This is a genomic window from Changpingibacter yushuensis (assembly GCF_014041995.1).
Lineage (GTDB): Bacteria > Actinomycetota > Actinomycetes > Actinomycetales > Actinomycetaceae > Changpingibacter > Changpingibacter yushuensis.
This window is the reverse complement of sequence record NZ_CP059492.1, coordinates 1,696,749-1,712,786: the sequence shown is the minus strand read 5'-3', so window position 1 is coordinate 1,712,786 and position 16,038 is coordinate 1,696,749. Positions and strand designations below refer to the sequence as shown.

Annotated in this window: 16 protein-coding genes; 14 read left to right on the top strand and 2 right to left on the bottom strand. The window is 56.3% G+C overall.

What is annotated here, in order from left to right:
• The first annotated feature begins 16 nt into the window (after positions 1-16).
• From H2O17_RS07465 to ddaH, 6 genes are all read left to right on the top strand, one after another.
• Positions 17-907 carry a helix-turn-helix domain-containing protein gene (locus H2O17_RS07465; RefSeq protein ID WP_182049121.1) on the top strand — a complete coding sequence of 297 codons (891 nt, stop codon included), beginning with the start codon at positions 17-19 and terminating at the stop codon, positions 905-907.
• A 237-nt stretch (positions 908-1,144) separates the two neighbouring features.
• Positions 1,145-2,122, top strand: coding sequence for an ABC transporter ATP-binding protein (locus H2O17_RS07460; protein WP_182049120.1), 978 nt, complete (start codon positions 1,145-1,147; stop codon positions 2,120-2,122).
• A complete protein-coding gene (locus tag H2O17_RS07455) occupies positions 2,119-3,699 on the top strand; it encodes an ABC transporter permease (RefSeq protein WP_182049119.1) in 1,581 nt (526 codons plus the stop codon). The genes H2O17_RS07460 and H2O17_RS07455 overlap by 4 nt, the downstream gene beginning before the upstream one ends.
• A 151-nt stretch (positions 3,700-3,850) precedes the next feature.
• Positions 3,851-4,423 (top strand): dienelactone hydrolase family protein, encoded by a 573-nt coding sequence (locus H2O17_RS07450; protein WP_182049118.1) that lies wholly within the window; start codon positions 3,851-3,853, stop codon positions 4,421-4,423.
• Positions 4,424-4,711: 288 nt separating this feature from the next.
• Positions 4,712-6,799: an InlB B-repeat-containing protein gene (locus H2O17_RS07445; RefSeq protein ID WP_182049117.1), complete on the top strand. Its 2,088-nt coding sequence runs from the start codon at positions 4,712-4,714 to the stop codon at positions 6,797-6,799.
• Between the two features lie 140 nt (positions 6,800-6,939).
• Positions 6,940-7,728 carry a dimethylargininase gene (gene ddaH / locus H2O17_RS07440; protein ID WP_182049116.1) on the top strand — a complete coding sequence of 263 codons (789 nt, stop codon included), beginning with the start codon at positions 6,940-6,942 and terminating at the stop codon, positions 7,726-7,728.
• Here ddaH and H2O17_RS07435 read toward each other — a convergent pair.
• The gene (locus H2O17_RS07435) at positions 7,706-8,608 is read right to left on the bottom strand and encodes a ketopantoate reductase family protein (protein WP_182049115.1); all 903 of its coding nucleotides are present in this window, start codon (positions 8,606-8,608) and stop codon (positions 7,706-7,708) included. The two genes, ddaH and H2O17_RS07435, sit on opposite strands and share 23 nt — an antisense overlap.
• A 200-nt stretch (positions 8,609-8,808) precedes the next feature.
• Between H2O17_RS07435 and H2O17_RS07430 the strand changes: the two genes are divergently transcribed.
• The 7 genes from H2O17_RS07430 to H2O17_RS07400 all read left to right on the top strand — a co-directional run bounded on the left by H2O17_RS07430 (position 8,809) and on the right by H2O17_RS07400 (position 15,205).
• Complete coding sequence (locus H2O17_RS07430) at positions 8,809-9,507, top strand: uracil-DNA glycosylase family protein (RefSeq protein ID WP_182049114.1); 699 nt, start codon at positions 8,809-8,811, stop codon at positions 9,505-9,507.
• Positions 9,508-9,564: 57 nt separating this feature from the next.
• Positions 9,565-10,392, top strand: coding sequence for an aldo/keto reductase (locus H2O17_RS07425; protein WP_182049113.1), 828 nt, complete (start codon positions 9,565-9,567; stop codon positions 10,390-10,392).
• Positions 10,393-10,476: 84 nt separating this feature from the next.
• A complete protein-coding gene (locus H2O17_RS07420; RefSeq protein ID WP_182049112.1) occupies positions 10,477-11,751 on the top strand; it encodes a pyridoxal phosphate-dependent aminotransferase in 1,275 nt (424 codons plus the stop codon).
• 38 nt (positions 11,752-11,789) lie between these two features.
• Complete coding sequence (locus tag H2O17_RS07415; protein ID WP_182049111.1) at positions 11,790-12,653, top strand: glutamate ABC transporter substrate-binding protein; 864 nt, start codon at positions 11,790-11,792, stop codon at positions 12,651-12,653.
• A 60-nt stretch (positions 12,654-12,713) separates the two neighbouring features.
• Positions 12,714-13,403 carry an amino acid ABC transporter permease gene (locus H2O17_RS07410; protein ID WP_182049110.1) on the top strand — a complete coding sequence of 230 codons (690 nt, stop codon included), beginning with the start codon at positions 12,714-12,716 and terminating at the stop codon, positions 13,401-13,403.
• The gene (locus H2O17_RS07405) at positions 13,400-14,254 is read left to right on the top strand and encodes an amino acid ABC transporter permease (protein WP_182049109.1); all 855 of its coding nucleotides are present in this window, start codon (positions 13,400-13,402) and stop codon (positions 14,252-14,254) included. The genes H2O17_RS07410 and H2O17_RS07405 overlap by 4 nt, the downstream gene beginning before the upstream one ends.
• A 162-nt stretch (positions 14,255-14,416) precedes the next feature.
• Positions 14,417-15,205: an amino acid ABC transporter ATP-binding protein gene (locus tag H2O17_RS07400; RefSeq protein WP_281363042.1), complete on the top strand. Its 789-nt coding sequence runs from the start codon at positions 14,417-14,419 to the stop codon at positions 15,203-15,205.
• Between the two features lie 110 nt (positions 15,206-15,315).
• Here the strand turns inward: H2O17_RS07400 and H2O17_RS07395 are convergent, their stop codons facing one another.
• Positions 15,316-15,633 carry a heavy metal-binding domain-containing protein gene (locus tag H2O17_RS07395; RefSeq protein ID WP_182049108.1) on the bottom strand — a complete coding sequence of 106 codons (318 nt, stop codon included), beginning with the start codon at positions 15,631-15,633 and terminating at the stop codon, positions 15,316-15,318.
• A 97-nt stretch (positions 15,634-15,730) separates the two neighbouring features.
• Here H2O17_RS07395 and H2O17_RS07390 point away from each other — a divergent pair, with 97 nt between their 5' ends.
• Positions 15,731-16,018: a glutaredoxin domain-containing protein gene (locus H2O17_RS07390; protein ID WP_182049107.1), complete on the top strand. Its 288-nt coding sequence runs from the start codon at positions 15,731-15,733 to the stop codon at positions 16,016-16,018.
• Positions 16,019-16,038 lie beyond the last annotated feature (20 nt).

The window sequence follows — 16,038 nt, the reverse complement described above, 5'->3', positions numbered from 1 at the left end:
GTTCTAGGATATGGCTATGGATCTTCAGGGTGATGCTAAAGAGTTCTTGACGTCGCGCCGGGCTCGAATCACGCCTGATCAGGCCGGATTGCCTGCATACGGGGGCAAACGCCGAGTACCCGGATTGCGGCGCGAAGAGGTTGCAATGTTGGCGGGCGTGAGTGTGGATTACTACATTCGTCTGGAGCGCGGCAATCTTTCTGGTGTTTCCGACGACGTCTTGGAGTCGATCGCGCGCGCACTTCAGCTTGATGAGGCCGAATACGAGTACCTCTTTGATTTGGCGCGCCGGTTACCGGGTTCGGCAACTGGACGGATGCGTTCCTACCCTTCGAGTATTCGCCCGGTTGTGTATCAAGTTCTCGATGCAATCGTGGATGCTCCGGCCTGGGTGCGCAACGCCCGCCATGATCTTCTGGCCGCCAACCGTCTAGCCGAGGCTCTGTACAGCCCGATGTTGGCTGATCCGCGCCGGCCAGCTAACACGGCTCGATTTACGTTCCTTGATCCCGAGGCGAAAATCTTCTTTGCCGATTGGGAGCGTGCGGCTGATGACATCGCAGCTATGCTCCGTTCGGAAGCAGGGCGCCATCCCCATGACAAGGCGCTCTCTGATCTAATTGGTGAGTTGACCACGCGCAGTCCGGAGTTCACCAAGCGGTGGGCATCCCATGACGTTCGATTCCATCGCACTGGATCGAAGCGTCTGCATCACCCGGTGGTGGGGGATATGACACTTAACTTTGAAGCAATGACGCTTTCATCCGATCCTGAGTTGACGCTGCTTGTGTACACGGCAGAGCCGGGATCATCTTCAGCTGACGCGCTGGATATGCTCGCCAGCTGGGCTGCTTCCGAGCCGAGTGAGTCGCTGCACGCTGGGGAGGGCTCGCCGAAGGGAAATTGAGCCCTCGAGGCGTACATACTCCATTGCCCAAAGCGTTCGGCTCACAAGGTCGTGCAGTATCACCGGCCCAATTCTCTGGACTAAGGCAATGAGAGGCATTTCCGCAGAGTTCACGTGCGGCCTAGAGAACGGGTTCCCGCGTGCCACTATCGCCTGCCCGGCCTCCAGTGGGACGCTTGGGTAATGGTGCGGAACTGGTGCTGCCGATTTCGAGATCCCAAATAGAAAGGCGCGCCCATGGACGTTGAGAGCGTGATTGAAGTTGAGGGACTGACGAAGTCTTTCGGGAAATTCCATGCGCTGACGGGTCTAGACCTGACCGTTCGGAAGGGCGAAGTGCACGGATTCCTAGGTCCCAACGGCTCCGGAAAATCAACAACTGTCCGTGTGTTGCTCGGATTGCTTCGGGCCGACGGCGGATCGGCTCGCGTACTTGGAAAAGACCCGTGGCGCAACGTCGTCGACCTTCATCGAAGACTCGCCTACGTTCCCGGGGACGTTTCGCTGTGGCCGTCCATGACCGGCGGTGAAGCGATTGATCTACTGGGCTCACTGCGGGGAGGGCTCGACGAAGCGCGCCGGGCTCAACTCATAGAACGATTCGAGCTGGACCCCTCAAAGAAGGGACGGCAATACTCAAAAGGAAACCGCCAAAAAGTCGCAATCGTGGCGGCCCTAGCCTCTAATGTGGAGCTCTTGATTCTGGACGAACCCACTAGTGGGCTCGATCCGCTCATGGAGAACGTATTCCAGCAGTTCATCGGTGAATCGAAGGATCGCGGTGCATCTATTCTTCTCTCCAGCCATATCCTCGCCGAAGTTGAGACTCTAGCGGACCGCCTCTCGATTATTCGGGAGGGCAGAATCGTTGAGACTGGAACTCTCCGCGATCTGCAGCGCCATACCCGGACCGATATTCGCGCCACTCTTGAGCACATTCCGGATCAGCGCGTGCTCGCCGGTCTTCACAATGTCTCTATCGAGGGCAACACTCTCACAGCCCAAGTTGATTCTGACCTCATCGGCCGCGCGATGACCGAGCTCTCCGCCTGTGGCCTCACGTCGCTGACGGTGGCACCGCCGTCCCTTGAGTCCCTATTCCTGCGTCTGTATGGAGATGCGGACGAGGATGAAGTACCGGGAAGGTCTGAAGCCTCCACCCCCACAAGTCGTGGGATCTCAGGGAAGCACAAGGAAGGCACGGCGACTCAATGAGAGGCACGAGTCAGCTGCTCCGCACATTGGTCAAACACGACGGCCGCAGGTTTGCCCCGTGGCTCCTCATCGTGACGGCGCTCTCGGTTTCCTCTGTAATCGCCTATCCCTTGGTGTTCCCATCTCAGACGGACCGAGCAGCTTTCGCGGCGACAGTAGGATCCAACCCGGCACTCGGCCTCATCTTTGGTCCCGCTTTCGATCTGTCTACCACAGACGGTTTCAACGCATGGCGTTCTCTCGCATTGGGTGGTTTCCTCACGGCCCTGTGCGTGATCTTTGCAGTAATCCGTTCGACCCGAGCGCAGGAGGATTCAGGCCAAGCAGAGCTGCTGGCATCGGGCGTGATGGGACGGCAAGCGCGTTTGAGTGCTGCAGTCGGGCTCGCTCTGTTGGGGTCAGTAGCGATTGGGTGCGTCTCTGGCATAGTCACCGCCTTGTGTGGTGGAGATTGGCAGGTTTCTTTGCTGCTTGGCGCCACCTTCGCGGCCACCGGATGGATGTTCACCGGTGTGTCGGCAGTTGCGGCGCAACTGGGTACTGATTCAAGAAGCGCAAACTCCTTAGCAGTCGGCTTCCTAGGTGTCCTCTTTGTGCTGCGTGGATTCGCCTACTCAGTGGACGCCCAAGAATGGACCATCTGGATCAACCCATTGGGATGGATGACCCAGACTCGTCCGGCTTTTGAAAACGATTGGTGGCCGCTCCTCTACGCCCTGGCGTTTACCGTGTTGGCGCTGGTCGTGGCATATGCCTTGCAGACTCAGCGTGACTTTGGCCAAGGTGCGATTCCACCCCGTCCGGGGCCAACACGCGGCAAAGTGCGCACCACCTGGCGCCTTGCCATTCGGCTCAATCGAGGGCCAGTTGTGACGTGGGCGATTGCTTTCGTCATCCTCGGAGTTGTGTTTGGGTACTTTGCCACATCGGTGCAAGACCTGCTGAGCGAAGATGCTTCGGTGGCACACATACTGGCATCTGGGGCTGCCAGCTCCGAAGAGCTCGTTTCCGCCTTCATTGTGACGATCCTCAGCATGGTGGGAATTCTCGCAGCAGTGTCCGGAGTGCAAGTGGTGATGAAGGTACGCAGCGAGGAAATAGAAGACCGGGTAGAGCCAATCATCGCTGGCTCAGTTCGTCGATCGCGATACTTCGCGAGCAACGTGCTCCTCGCGGCGCTGTCAACCGCTGTAAACATTCTTATCGCGGGAACGATCATCGCATGGTTGGCATCCAGTGCTGATATAGGAGTGCAGTTCTCTGATGTCTTGGTGCAGGCAATCGCCACCATCCCGGCATCATGGACAGTAGTGGGCGTCTCCGTGGCGGTCATTGGTGCGCGGCCAGCCGTGACGCTCGCGGGATGGGTGGGGGTAGTGATCTCATTCGCGCTCACGATCCTTGGTCCCACCTTTAAGCTCTGGGATTGGATACTGGGTATTAGCCCGTTTTGGCATGTCCCAAACGTGACTGGAGCTGACGTGGATTGGACCGGCTTGGCGTGGATCAGCCTCATCACAGTGGGATTCATCGTGGTCGGCCGTCAGGGATTCAGGAATCGAGATTTGGCTCGTTAGGCGAATCCTCTGTCACCGGCGTGGGTAGATCCTTGTGTGAGACAGATGCCCGTTTATCACTGGCACAAGTAGATGTTGTGATATGGCTCTCTCTGTATCATTCTCTTGCTATCTTCTATTAGTAGAGGATGTGAAAGAGAGGTGGGTCACAATGGCCGAGATTGTCTTCTTTCATCACGCCCGCGGATTGACTGATGGTGTGAAGGCGTTTGCGCAGACCTTACGGGACGCGGGAAACGTGGTCCATACACCTGACCTATTTGACGGACTCACTTTTGAATCTATCGACGACGGCGTGCGCCACATACATTCTCTTGGAACCAAGGTATTCGCGGAACGGAGTGAAGCTGCAATTAGCGCCTTTCCCAGCCGGGTGGTCTACGGCGGGGCTTCGTTCGGGGTACATGCCGCCACGACGCAGATACTCAGGCACACCGGCGCGTTGGGTGCCTTCTTCTTGTATGAGGTTCCTTTGCCTTCGTGGTGGGGTGTCGAATGGCCCCTGAATGTACCTGTTCAGGCACATCAGGCTGAGTTTGATCCGTGGCGCCAACCAGAGGTGGAGGCGCATTTTGCTGAGACGGTTCCGGGTTCAGAGCTGTATCTTTACCCCGCATCTGGGCACCTGTTCCTTGACTCGGACTCAGCAGATTTCGATTTGGGGGCCGCTCAGCTGGCGACCCAAAGGATCTTGAGTTTCGTGGCTGGCCTGCCAAACGTCTGAAACAACGAACTTATGTGGACGTGTGCAAGAAGGCGCCGCCGCGCAATTCCGCAAGAAATAAAACGTTACAGAGTGCGTGATTCATAGAAGAAACAACCACGTCTGAACGATTTACATCCCGAATTAGGAAACATTTACTCCACACGTCTGGCAATCGATCTCGTGTGCTGTATAGGATCAATGTGACGGCCGCCACGATTACGGCCGATCGCATTTCGCGCTGCCTTCGATTGCTGAAGGCTTCAACTCTCATGTACAGACTTCACTCCTGCTGTTAGGAGCCCTCAAATGAGTGCGAAAAAACAACGTATTGACAACAAACATCGGCTAATTGCGCTAGCTGTAGCAACCGCATTGACGGTTGTATCATTTCCTTCTTTGGCTTTTGCCGACGAACCTGCTGTAACCGATACCTCGACCTCAGACGTAGTGGCGCCAGCCGCGGTTCCTGAGCCTGCGGCCGAACCAGCTACAGAGCCAGCCGTCGAACCGGTAGTTGAGCCTGCGGCAAGCGAACCTGCCGTTCAAGAACCAGCCGTCACGACTCCACCTCAGGAAGCAGCAACGCAACCTGAGACCCAAGCTGGAAAGGCGCCAGCGCCAACACCCACGAAGACCACACCAACCCACAAGACCGTGACGCCGGGCAAGCCTAGCGTTGACTATGTCAAGTGCCTTCCCTATGGCAAGACGGTGCTGGATCTGGTAACCGTTCCGTCCACCGCCAACATTGTCTACACAAAGTCAGTATCCGGAGCTGGTCCATCAGCAACAGTGATCGTCAAGGCCACTGCAGCTGAAGGTTTCAGGCTTGTCCTAGTACAAGGGTCCGGATGGGAACCTGACAAGGTCCTCAAGAACACGGCAACCTACAAGATCACCTTCCGACATCTCAAGGATTGCCCGAAAATCGCGATACCGGTACCCCCACAGGTGACAAACCCAGAGTGTCTGGCCGATGGCTCAGTATCGAAGGGCTCGGTTGTGCCGGCGGCAAATACAGAGTCGATCACCTACAAGGTGGACGAACAGCGCGGTGGCAAGCCCGGCGATGAGCAGGTCTTTGTCGTCACGGCCAAAGCAATCAATGGATTCAAGTTCTCCAAAGAGACGATAGGCGAGGGCTGGACCCTAGGCGGAAAGAATGACATTGCCACCTACATCGTCAAGTTCACAGATCCTAGGCCGTGTGTTGTTATTCCAACTGATCCCACGGTAACCCACCCTGTCTGCAAAGCGGACGGATCGGTGAGCGAGGGAATCGTGCAACTACCGGCGGATACTAATGCGATCCGTTATGAGAAGCGCGTGGAACGCGATGGCAAGGATGGCAAGGGAAGCACCACAATAATCGTGGTTGCCACAGCCCAGAAGCATGTGAAGTTCTCCGCGGAGAGCCTTGGTGAGGGTTGGGTCTTGAAGAGTGACAAGGTGGCAACCTACACCGTCAAGTTCACAGATCCGCGGCCGTGTGCGGTTACCCCAACTGATCCCACGGTCACTGATCCTGTCTGCAAGGCGGATGGAAGTGTGACTAAGGGGCAGGTGACTTTGCCTGCTGATACTCGTCAGATTTCGTATGGTTTGTCCGGAAAGCACGAGAAGGCTGGATGGGATGGCCAAGCTGGCAAGTATGGCGATGATAGTGCCTATGCGAACTCTCATAAGGGCAATACGGTCATTGTCACGGCGACTGCTCATAAGGGATTCAAGTTCACTGCGGAGAGCCTTGGTGAGGGTTGGGTCTTGAAGAGTGACAAGGTGGCAACCTACACCGTCAAGTTCACAGATCCGAGGCCATGCGCGGTTACCCCAACCAAGCCCACTGTTACTGATCCTGTCTGCAAGAAGGACGGTTCCGTCACAATGGGTACCGTGACTCTGCCGGCCGATACCAAGGCGATTCATTATGAGAAGAAGACCGACAAGCATGGCAATATCATCATCATTGCCACAGCTCAGAAGGGATACACATTCTCAAGTGCAAGCGTTGGCGAAGGCTGGCAGCTTTCGAAGTACAGCCACAAGGTCAGTAAATCTGACAAGGGCGACTGGGGGAGCGGTGATCGCACGTACGGTGATGGCAATGGTTACGACCGCGGCCATCATGGCAACTGGACCAACTCCAAGGGAGTGAAGGTGGCAACGTACACGGTGAAGTTTGCTGATCCAACACCATGTGCCGTTCCGCCCAAGAGCACACCGAAGGCTCCAGTAGTCGTTGTTAAGCCATCGGTAACGCCGGTATACACGCCGGTCCACGCACTTGCGAACACGGGTGCTGATTCCAGCAGCTTGTTCATCGGTGCCATTGCCCTGATCGTTGCCGGAGTTGCAAGCGTCGCGCTAGCTTCGCGCCGTCGCAACGAAGAGTAAAGAAGTGAAGGTGTAGTCGGCTTCAAGCTGCACGAACTTCATCAATAGCTGAATGACAGTGGGCAGTGGAACGCGTAATCGTTCCCCTGCCCACTGTCGACTATGCTGGCGTGATTACTCGAACGAAGAGAAGGCAAGGAATGTCGAAAGTCGCGCTAGTCCGTAAGCCCGGTCCGTTACTTGACAACGGAATCGTTGATCACATCGAGAAAGTGGCCGTGGATATTCCAACAGCCCTACAGCAATGGGCGGGGTATGTTGACACACTGCGCGCCGCCGGCTGGGAGACGATCGAGGTCGCGCCAGCTGATGATTGCCCGGATGCGGTGTTTGTAGAGGACTCAGTGGTCATGTTCAAGAACGTTGCGGTCTCAACGCGCCCGGGAGCTCTGCCGCGGCGCCCGGAGCCCGCTGGCACCCGGGACGTGGTGGAGAAACTCGGCTTGTCTCTCAATTCGATTCGCGAACCCGGAACGCTCGAAGGAGGCGACGTACTCAAGGTTGGCAACACCGTGTACGTCGGGCGCGGAGGGCGTACCAATGCTGAAGGAATCGCCCAGTTGCGTGCAATCCTCGGCCCACTTGGCGCACAAGTCGTGGCGGTACCGGTCACGAAGGTCCTTCACCTGAAGACGGCCGTGACGGCTCTGCCTGATGGCACAGTGATCGGATACCCGGAATATGTGGACAATCCCGCCATCTTCGAACGCTTCCTGCCTGTTCCGGAACCTGCGGGAACCGCCGTGGTGTGCCTCGATGGCTCCCACCTGCTCATCTCTGCTTCGGCTCCACGCACGGCCAAAATGCTTCGTGAACTTGGATATGACGTCACGGAGGTTGAAATCAGCGAGTTTGAGAAGCTCGAGGGCTGCGTCACCTGCCTATCGGTGCGAGTTCGCTGCCTCGCTACCCCACCTGTTGGGTTCTGATCTGAAGCACTGTGGCGTTTAGCAAGGGAGCGGGCACTGCGAGCTGCTGAGCGCGCAGAGCCATATCACCGAGAAGGTGTTCGGATTCCTGAGCATTCCCATTCATGAGGTCGCGGTACAGGGACGAAGTGAACGTGGAGTGCGGTTCTGTCAGCATGTTGACCGTCTGCTCATGCGTTGCTTCACTTACGGGATATCCCGATGCCGCGGCCACAGCCTCGCATTCGGCAACGGCGTCAAGGATCATATCGTGCCCTCCAGCAGCGATGATGTCCCCGATGTTTCCCCGGAACAGAATTGTGGTGACCCCCGCTGCGGCAATGAACGCCCACTTCTCCCACAAAGAACCAGTGACGTCCTCACGAACGATCAATCGGATTCCGGGAACGTCTAACGCCGCGGCGACGTCGTCGGGGAGCTTCCGGCCATGGACGCCACCCACAATCAATTCGCATAGGTTTGTCAGCTGAACAACGGTGTTGTCTGGATCGAGAGTCGCCATAATCCGCATGATTCCGCCCCGGACGCAGCCGGGAAAGGCATCCTCGAACATGGCGTTGTGGGCCATTCCATTCAGGAGAGGAATGATGATGGTGTTAGGGCCAACGGCGTTCTTCAGGTTCTCGATCACACTGGGGAGAGCCGGTGCTTTGACTGTCACCAGGATCAGATCGTACACATCGCCGGGTTCTGGCGTGACGATCGCTTTGGCAGGATATGACGTCGTACCGGACTTCCGACGAACGCGGATTCCTTCAGCGGAGATCTCCTCGAATCGGCGTTCGCGCACAAGGAAGGTCACGTCGCGGCCAGCCTCCACCAGCTTTTCGCCATAGACTCCGCCGGTTGCTCCTGCACCAACGATGAGAATTCGCGCCATGGGTTCCCTCCCGCACATCGCCACGCTGACCGTAATGAGCAGCATCGAGCGAAGATAAGACAATTGAGTTGGGCGGCGATAAACACCGCGCCCTCGATGAGATTACTGCAAACCTACCCTTTGGTCCTGCAATTGTGAGGGCAGGCAATTCTTCGTGAAAGTTTCCCAAATTGAGAAGCATGCCACCTACCATGGTTAGTATGACAACGACGTCTGGCAGGATGACTGATTCTTGGTTCCTCAAAGGGCAATGGGACCATTTGTATGACACGCATGTGCGGCATATCAATCGCTATATTGACAAGCTCTCCCAAGAAAACCCATACGGTTTGCACCTCCCTTACCTTGCCCCGTGGCACGGTGCTTCAGATACTCGGGTGCTTGCTCTCCTCAGTGGCGCATCCTCCATGGGGCAGCGCGCCACCGGGAATGACATGATATGCACTGAGAACACCAGTGACTTGTCCATGCAGTTGCGACGGCTCATGAAGCTTTCTGGAATCAACCGGCAGCAGTTGTCGCCATGGTTCACGAATCCGTGGGCGTCTGCCGATTCGGTGGAGGTTCCCGATTCGGTGGAGGTTCCCGATTCGGTGGAGGTTCCCGATTCTGTGCAGGTTCCCAATCAACAATGGGCACCGGATGAGGTTCTCAAGGGCCTCTTGGCGCTCATGCCCAACCTGCAGGTCGTTCTGTGCTTGGGTGATGAGGCAGCCGCAATGTGGCGCGCTGTAAGTGCGGATCCTGAGGTTTCGTCGCGAAGCATACGAGGATTCTTCACCTATCTACCTAGCCAACGCCTTGCGGATGCAGCCACCATCGAGCACCAAGAATCGACCTGGCGTGATGTGGCCGAGTACCTTCGCATTACCCCCGAACCCGATGGAGTTGCCGGGTAACCCGTTCACCACAGTGCCAGTCCACCTTGGTAACGTTGAGCAACGGAAAGGATTCACATGCGTACATTCACCACAAACGGAGGCCTCGAACTTCCGGTTATCGGTTTCGGCACCTATAAGCTCAACGGGAATTCTGGAGCGGATTCGGTGGCGCAAGCCATCGCAAACGGATACCGGCTCATCGATTCGGCCTTCAACTATGAAAACGAAGGCGCTGTGGGTGAAGGTGTGCGACGTTCCGGGATCACACGTGAACAGGTCATCGTTACCTCAAAGCTCCCGGGCAGGCGGCAGAGATACGAATCGGCCATCAAGGCTGTGGAAGAGTCAGTGTTCCGCACCGGCTTGGGCTACATTGATCTCTACCTCATTCATTGGCCAAATCCGCGAGTGGATAAGTACGTCGAGGCGTGGCAGGCGCTCATCGCTGCGAAAGATGCAGGCCTAGTTCGCCATATCGGTGTGTGCAACTTCTTGCCCGAGCACCTCACACGAATCATTGATGAGACCGGTGTGGTTCCCGAAGTTAACCAGATCGAGCTCAACCCATATTTCCCGCAGCTTGAATTGGCAGATTTCAACAGCAGTCAAGGCATCATCACGCAGGCATGGAGTCCACTGCGCAGAGGCGAACTCCTTGAAGATCCCGCAATCACCGCACTAGCTGCCAGTCATGGGGTTACGCCCGGTCAGATCGTTCTGGCTTGGGAAGTTGCTCGCGGAGTCGTACCGATTCCGAAGGCTTCTTCGACCGAACGTCAGCTGGAGAACTTGGGTGCGCTCGACGTGGAGTTGAGTGAGGCTGACGTCGCCACGATCAGTGCGCTTGGACGCCCTGACGGCCGTCTCTTCGAGTCCGATCCAAACGTTCACGAAGAGTTTTGAGGATCACAACCAACCATTTGCCCACATTTCAGACCGTAACTGAGTAGAAACGCCTGCGAAATATGCGCCCCGTAGCCTCGGGGCATGCAGTTGGCATCCCATTTCAGAATCACAAAGTCAGCGACTCTAGCTATAAATGAAGAAGTTTCGGCGCTGCGTGCGGCGGGAGAACACGTCATTCACCTCGGATTCGGGGAGGCGGGGCTTCCGCCGCATCCTCTTCTGGTGAATGCACTTCAGGCGGGTGCCTCACTTAACCACTACCCGTCCACAGCAGGCGCGCGGTCAACTCGGCAAGCGATCGCGAGCTTCTTTAGCCGTGACCGTGGGCTCCCAACGGAGCCGGAGCAGATCGTTACGGCTCCCGGATCCAAAGCGCTTATATACGCACTCATGCAGGCAACGGATGGCGCTGTTGTTCTCACCCGGCCTTCGTGGGTCTCGTATGGTGCGCAGGCGGCTCTTCTGGGCCGGGAAGTGATCTGGGTGGACGCTCCCGTTAACGAGGGAGGGTTTCCTGAGCCCGACGCGCTGGCTAGTGCACTTGAGGATGCAACGGCAGCGGGCCTCAATCCGCGGCTTATCGTCACTACTCTTCCTGATAATCCATCGGGTTGCGCCCCACTTCCAGAGACGGTTCGCCGCGTTGCCGCGCTGGTAGAGCGATATGACCTCCTCCATGTTTCAGATGAGATCTACCGCGAGCTCATTCACGATCCCGATTTAGACGTGCTGAGCCCCGCAGACGTGAGTCCAGATCACGTCTTCGTGACTGGTGGTCTATCCAAGTCGCTCGCTTTGGGAGGCTGGCGCACAGGTTTCCTTCGAGTTCCGGCCACAGAATTTGGAAGTATTGTGCGCGACGCCGTCGTCGCAATCGGAAGTGAGATCTGGTCGGCTATGCCGGCACCGGTTGAGCCTGCGCTGGAGCTTGGAGTCAGTGGTACGCCGCAGATCCAAGAACGGATCGTTGAGAGCCGGCGCCTCCATGGCCTTGTCGTCAATTCTGTATATGACATCCTTGTGGACCTCGGAGTGAGGTGCCGCAAGCCTGTGGGTGGGTTCTACCTGTATCCGGACTTTGGACCTCATCGGGAGGTTCTTGGTACCAAAGGAATCCTCACCTCCGATGACCTGGCTGAGTCGTTGCTTCGCTCATATCACGTGGCAGCCCTGCCCGGCACCGCCTTTGGCGACCACCCCGAAAACTTGTGCCTGCGCATGGCCACATCCATGCTCTACGGCGCAACGCCAGAAGAAAAGATCGCTGCCCTTGATGCTGCAGATCCACTTTCTTCACCTGTCATTTCCACGAACCTCAAGCAGCTTAGGGAGGCACTTACCGCTCTGTTGTCATAAAACAACCATTCATGAACCACGACGTGAAGGAAACACACATGAGTATCAAACGACGCTTTGCTGCTGCAGCAGCAGTACTCACCACCGCACTCATCCTCACCGCATGCAGCTCAGGTACGGCCTCCGAGGAGGCATCCGGCGATGTGTCGCGAGGTGGCGGGCTCACTGGAGATACGATTCGCATCGGTATCAAGTATGACCAGCCAGGCCTCGGACTCAAGGAAGGAGATACCTTCTCTGGGTTCGACGTCGACGTGGCACGGTACGTCGCGAACGCGCTTGGTTATGACGACGACCACATCGACTGGGTAGAATCCATTTCGGCTCAGCGAGAAACGCTCATCCAGAATGGATCTGTGGACCTCATCTTTGCGACGTATTCGATAACGGATGCTCGCAAGGAGCAGATCAGCTTCGGTGGTCCATACTTTATTGCTGGCCAAGACTTCCTTGTCTCAGCTGACAACACGTCGATCACTGGCCCGGACGATATCGGAAGTTCAATTCTGTGTTCGGTGGAAGGCTCGATTTCCGCAGAGCGAATTCGCGATGAATACTCCTCTGAGGTCCAGCTGTACCCTGCTCAGACGTATTCCGAGTGCGTAGAACTGTTGAGCGCGGGATCTGTGGACGCAGTCTCGACTGATGACATCATCCTTGCTGGCTTTGCTGCACAACCACAGTACGAGGGGCAGTTCAAGATTGTTGGTAACCCCTTCACTGAAGAGAAGTACGGCGTTGGCTTGGCCAAGGGCAACACCGAACTGTGTGAAGCAGTCAACGATGCGCTGACAACTATGTTCGACGACGGCTCGTGGGAGAAGGCACTTTCCGATAACACGCCTTCGGACTACTCACCCAATGCCGAACTGAATCCTCCAACATTTGAGGGGTGCGAGTAATCGGATGTAGATCCGGCGGAGGGGAGTCTCCCCTCCGCCGGGCTGAGTTGGAGGTTCCCTATGAGTGCATTACAGGAGCTGTTCGGTCAGTTCGACATCATCGAGGCGTTTTGGGTGAACATCCAGCTGACGGTTCTAGCTGGAATCTTGGCATTCGTGCTCGGTGCAGTCCTGACCATCATGCGCATTTCGCCTGTCCCAAGTTTCCGAACGGCTGGCAACCTATATGTTTCGATCGTGCGAAGCATCCCCTTGACTCTCATCATCTTGGGTTGCTCGCTTGGCCTGTGGGGCCAGCTTGGAGTGGAGTTGGCTGACTCATCGAGCCCAACGTTCATAGCCGTAAACAGCTTCCGCTTGGCTGTGCTAGGGCTCTCCCTCTACACGGCATCGTTCTTCAGCGAGTCGCTGTACTCAGGCTTCAACACAATTCCTGTGGGGCAAATCGAGGCTGCCCGATCCATTGGAATGAACTTTGGTCAGATTATCAGCCAAGTTGTTGCTCCTCAGATGCTGCGCGGGTCAATCGCACCCATTGGCAACACGGTTGTGGCATTGGCGAAGAACACCACTGTGGCCCAAGCGGCTGGTGTGTTTCAAGCCGCATCCGTGCTCAGTGCCATGCTTGAGTTCCGCCCGGACCTCCTATTCTCCATCTTCCTCATCATCGCATTCGGGTGGACCATCATTGTTCTGCCGGTTGGGATGCTCTTTACATATCTCTCAAAGAAGTTGGTGGTGGCACGATGAATCCACGTCTCTTTGACGCGCCAGGTCCCAAGGGTCAGCGCCGAATTCGAGTTGCCAACGTTATTGGCGTGCTTTTGGTTGTTGCCTTCTTCGTCTGGATCGTGGTGGGACTATACGGACGGGGGCAGCTTGCACCAGCAAAGTGGCTTCCCATCTTCACTCTCAATACGTGGCAGTACTTCTTGCTTCCGGGTCTGGTCTCCACACTCAAGGCTGCCGCACTCTCAGTGCTGTGTGCCAGTGCTCTGGGAGTCATCATGGGCTTGGGACGCTCGAGTCACAATCGCCTGATTCGGGCTGCCTCAACGGTCTTTGTGGAGCTGTTCCGCGCAATCCCTGTGCTCATCATGATGTTGTTTGCATATGCGCTGCTCGCTTCCTCTGAGTACATTGATGCCTCGAATGCGCCGTTCATGGCTGTAGTACTTGGCCTGACTCTCTACAACAGCTCGGTCATGGCCGAACTAGTGCGGAGCGGAATAGCCGGTCTGCCGAAGGGACAGCGTGAAGCAGCGCTGGCGATTGGCCTAACACCCAGCCGCAGCCGCATCTACATAGAGCTACCCCAGGCGGTAGCCGCAATGCTTCCGTCGTTTGTCAGCCAACTAGTGATCATCTTGAAGGACACGGGCCTCGGGTACTTGGTGAACTATCCCGAACTGCTCCGCCAAGCTCGACTTCTCGGATCTACAGAGGCCAACCTCCTTCCGGCGCTCATTGTTGCCGCAATTATCTTCATCATTATTAACAATGCTCTAGCGCAGTTTGCTAAGTGGCTAGCGAAGCGCGGCAGTAACCGAGCCGCTGGAAGAATGGCACAAATGCCCGCGCAGGTGAGCGTTCCTGTGTAGCATCTCCCCACGATCTGCCCGGTGCTCCTGCGTCTCGGGCACGGATCCCGCGGTGCCATAGTGGACCGCGGGATCCTCTCTTTCCGAGTGAAATCTGCAACTGTTACACAGCGGACACACAGGGCACAATCGGCGGAAATATTCGTTGCGTAGAGTCATTTCATGGCAAACAACACTGAAGAAGCGTTTGAAGTCCCAGCCGCGGATCCGTCGTCGAAAATGATCGAACTGGTCAACGTCAATAAACACTTTGGTTCGCTCCATGTCCTCAAGGGCACGAACCTTACCGTGCACGCGGGCGAAGTTGTTGTTGTCATTGGCCCATCGGGTTCGGGCAAGTCCACCCTCTGCCGCACTATCAATCGCCTTGAGGACATCGAAAGCGGAGCAATCCTTATCGATGACAAGGAGATTCCTAAGGAAGGCCGGGCGCTGGCAAAGTTCCGAGCCGAGGTGGGAATGGTGTTCCAATCCTTTAACCTCTTCTCAAATAAGACAGTTCTTCAGAACGTAACTCTGGGTCCGATCAAAGTTCGCAAGATGAAGCCGAAGGATGCGGAGGAACTTGCCCGAGCTCTTCTGACTCGAGTGGGGCTGACTGATCACATCCACAAGTTCCCCGCGCAGCTTTCAGGAGGTCAGCAGCAACGTGTCGCTATTGCCCGCGCGCTTGCCATGAAGCCCAAGGCGTTGCTCTTCGATGAACCGACTTCCGCCCTGGATCCCGAAATGGTCCAAGAAGTCTTGGATGTTATGCAAGGGTTAGCCAAAGACGGTATGACGATGGTGATCGTGACACATGAAATGGCGTTTGCGCGCGATGTGGCGGATCGGATCATCTTCATGAATGACGGCGAAATCCTCGAAGATACGCCGCCCGCGGAGTTCTTCTCATCTCCCAAGACAGAGCGCGCGAGGAACTTCTTATCGATGATTTCGTGGCATGAATGAGTAGTGCTGAGGTTGGGGTCGAGGCCTTTGGGCGTCAACCCCAACCACGTTGAGACACCTTGTGGCGATGTTGGTACACATCACCACGTGCTCGAGTGTTTCCTGTGCGCTTAGGAAAGCCGCACGGCTGTTCCGGTAGCAACCACCATCAACATGTTTCCTTGTCCGAGTACCTCGTAATCGAATCGGAAGCCGACGACTGCGTCGGCGCCGATGCTCGCGGCACGTTGCTCCATTTCTCCAATTGCTGAATCGCGCGCTGCAATGAGTTCATCTTCGTATCCCGCGCTGCGGCCGCCAAATACGTTGCGGAAACCTGCTCCGATGTCCTTCAGGACGTTGATTCCGGCAATGGTTTCGCCGTTGACAATGCCAAGATAGGCCGCAACGGGGTGGCCTTCAACGCTATTGGTTGTTGTGATGAGCATCAGTAAGCCTTTCGGTTGGGAATGAATTGACTCTCGAAAGCGTAGTTTTTAGTGAGAGTTTACGTGACAAGATCACATCCTTGAGGAAGGACTATCCATGAGCGACTCAACGGCGCAGGCTTCAGGCACATCAGAGGGAATTGAGTTTTACGGCGCGGATTGGTGCACGGACTGCCGTCGCTCCAAGAAACTTCTTGACGAACTCGGGGTCACGTATATCTACCATGATCTTGAGTCAGAAGATGGCGCTCCCGAGCGCGCCACAGCAATCAGCGGGCAGAAGCACATCCCGGTTCTGCAGTTTGCTGATGGCACTTTCCAAGTGGAGCCAAGCAATGCTGAACTCAGGGCTAAAGTGGTGGAACTTGGCCTTTATTCTGAGTGAGGCCCGAGGTTGTCCTGCCG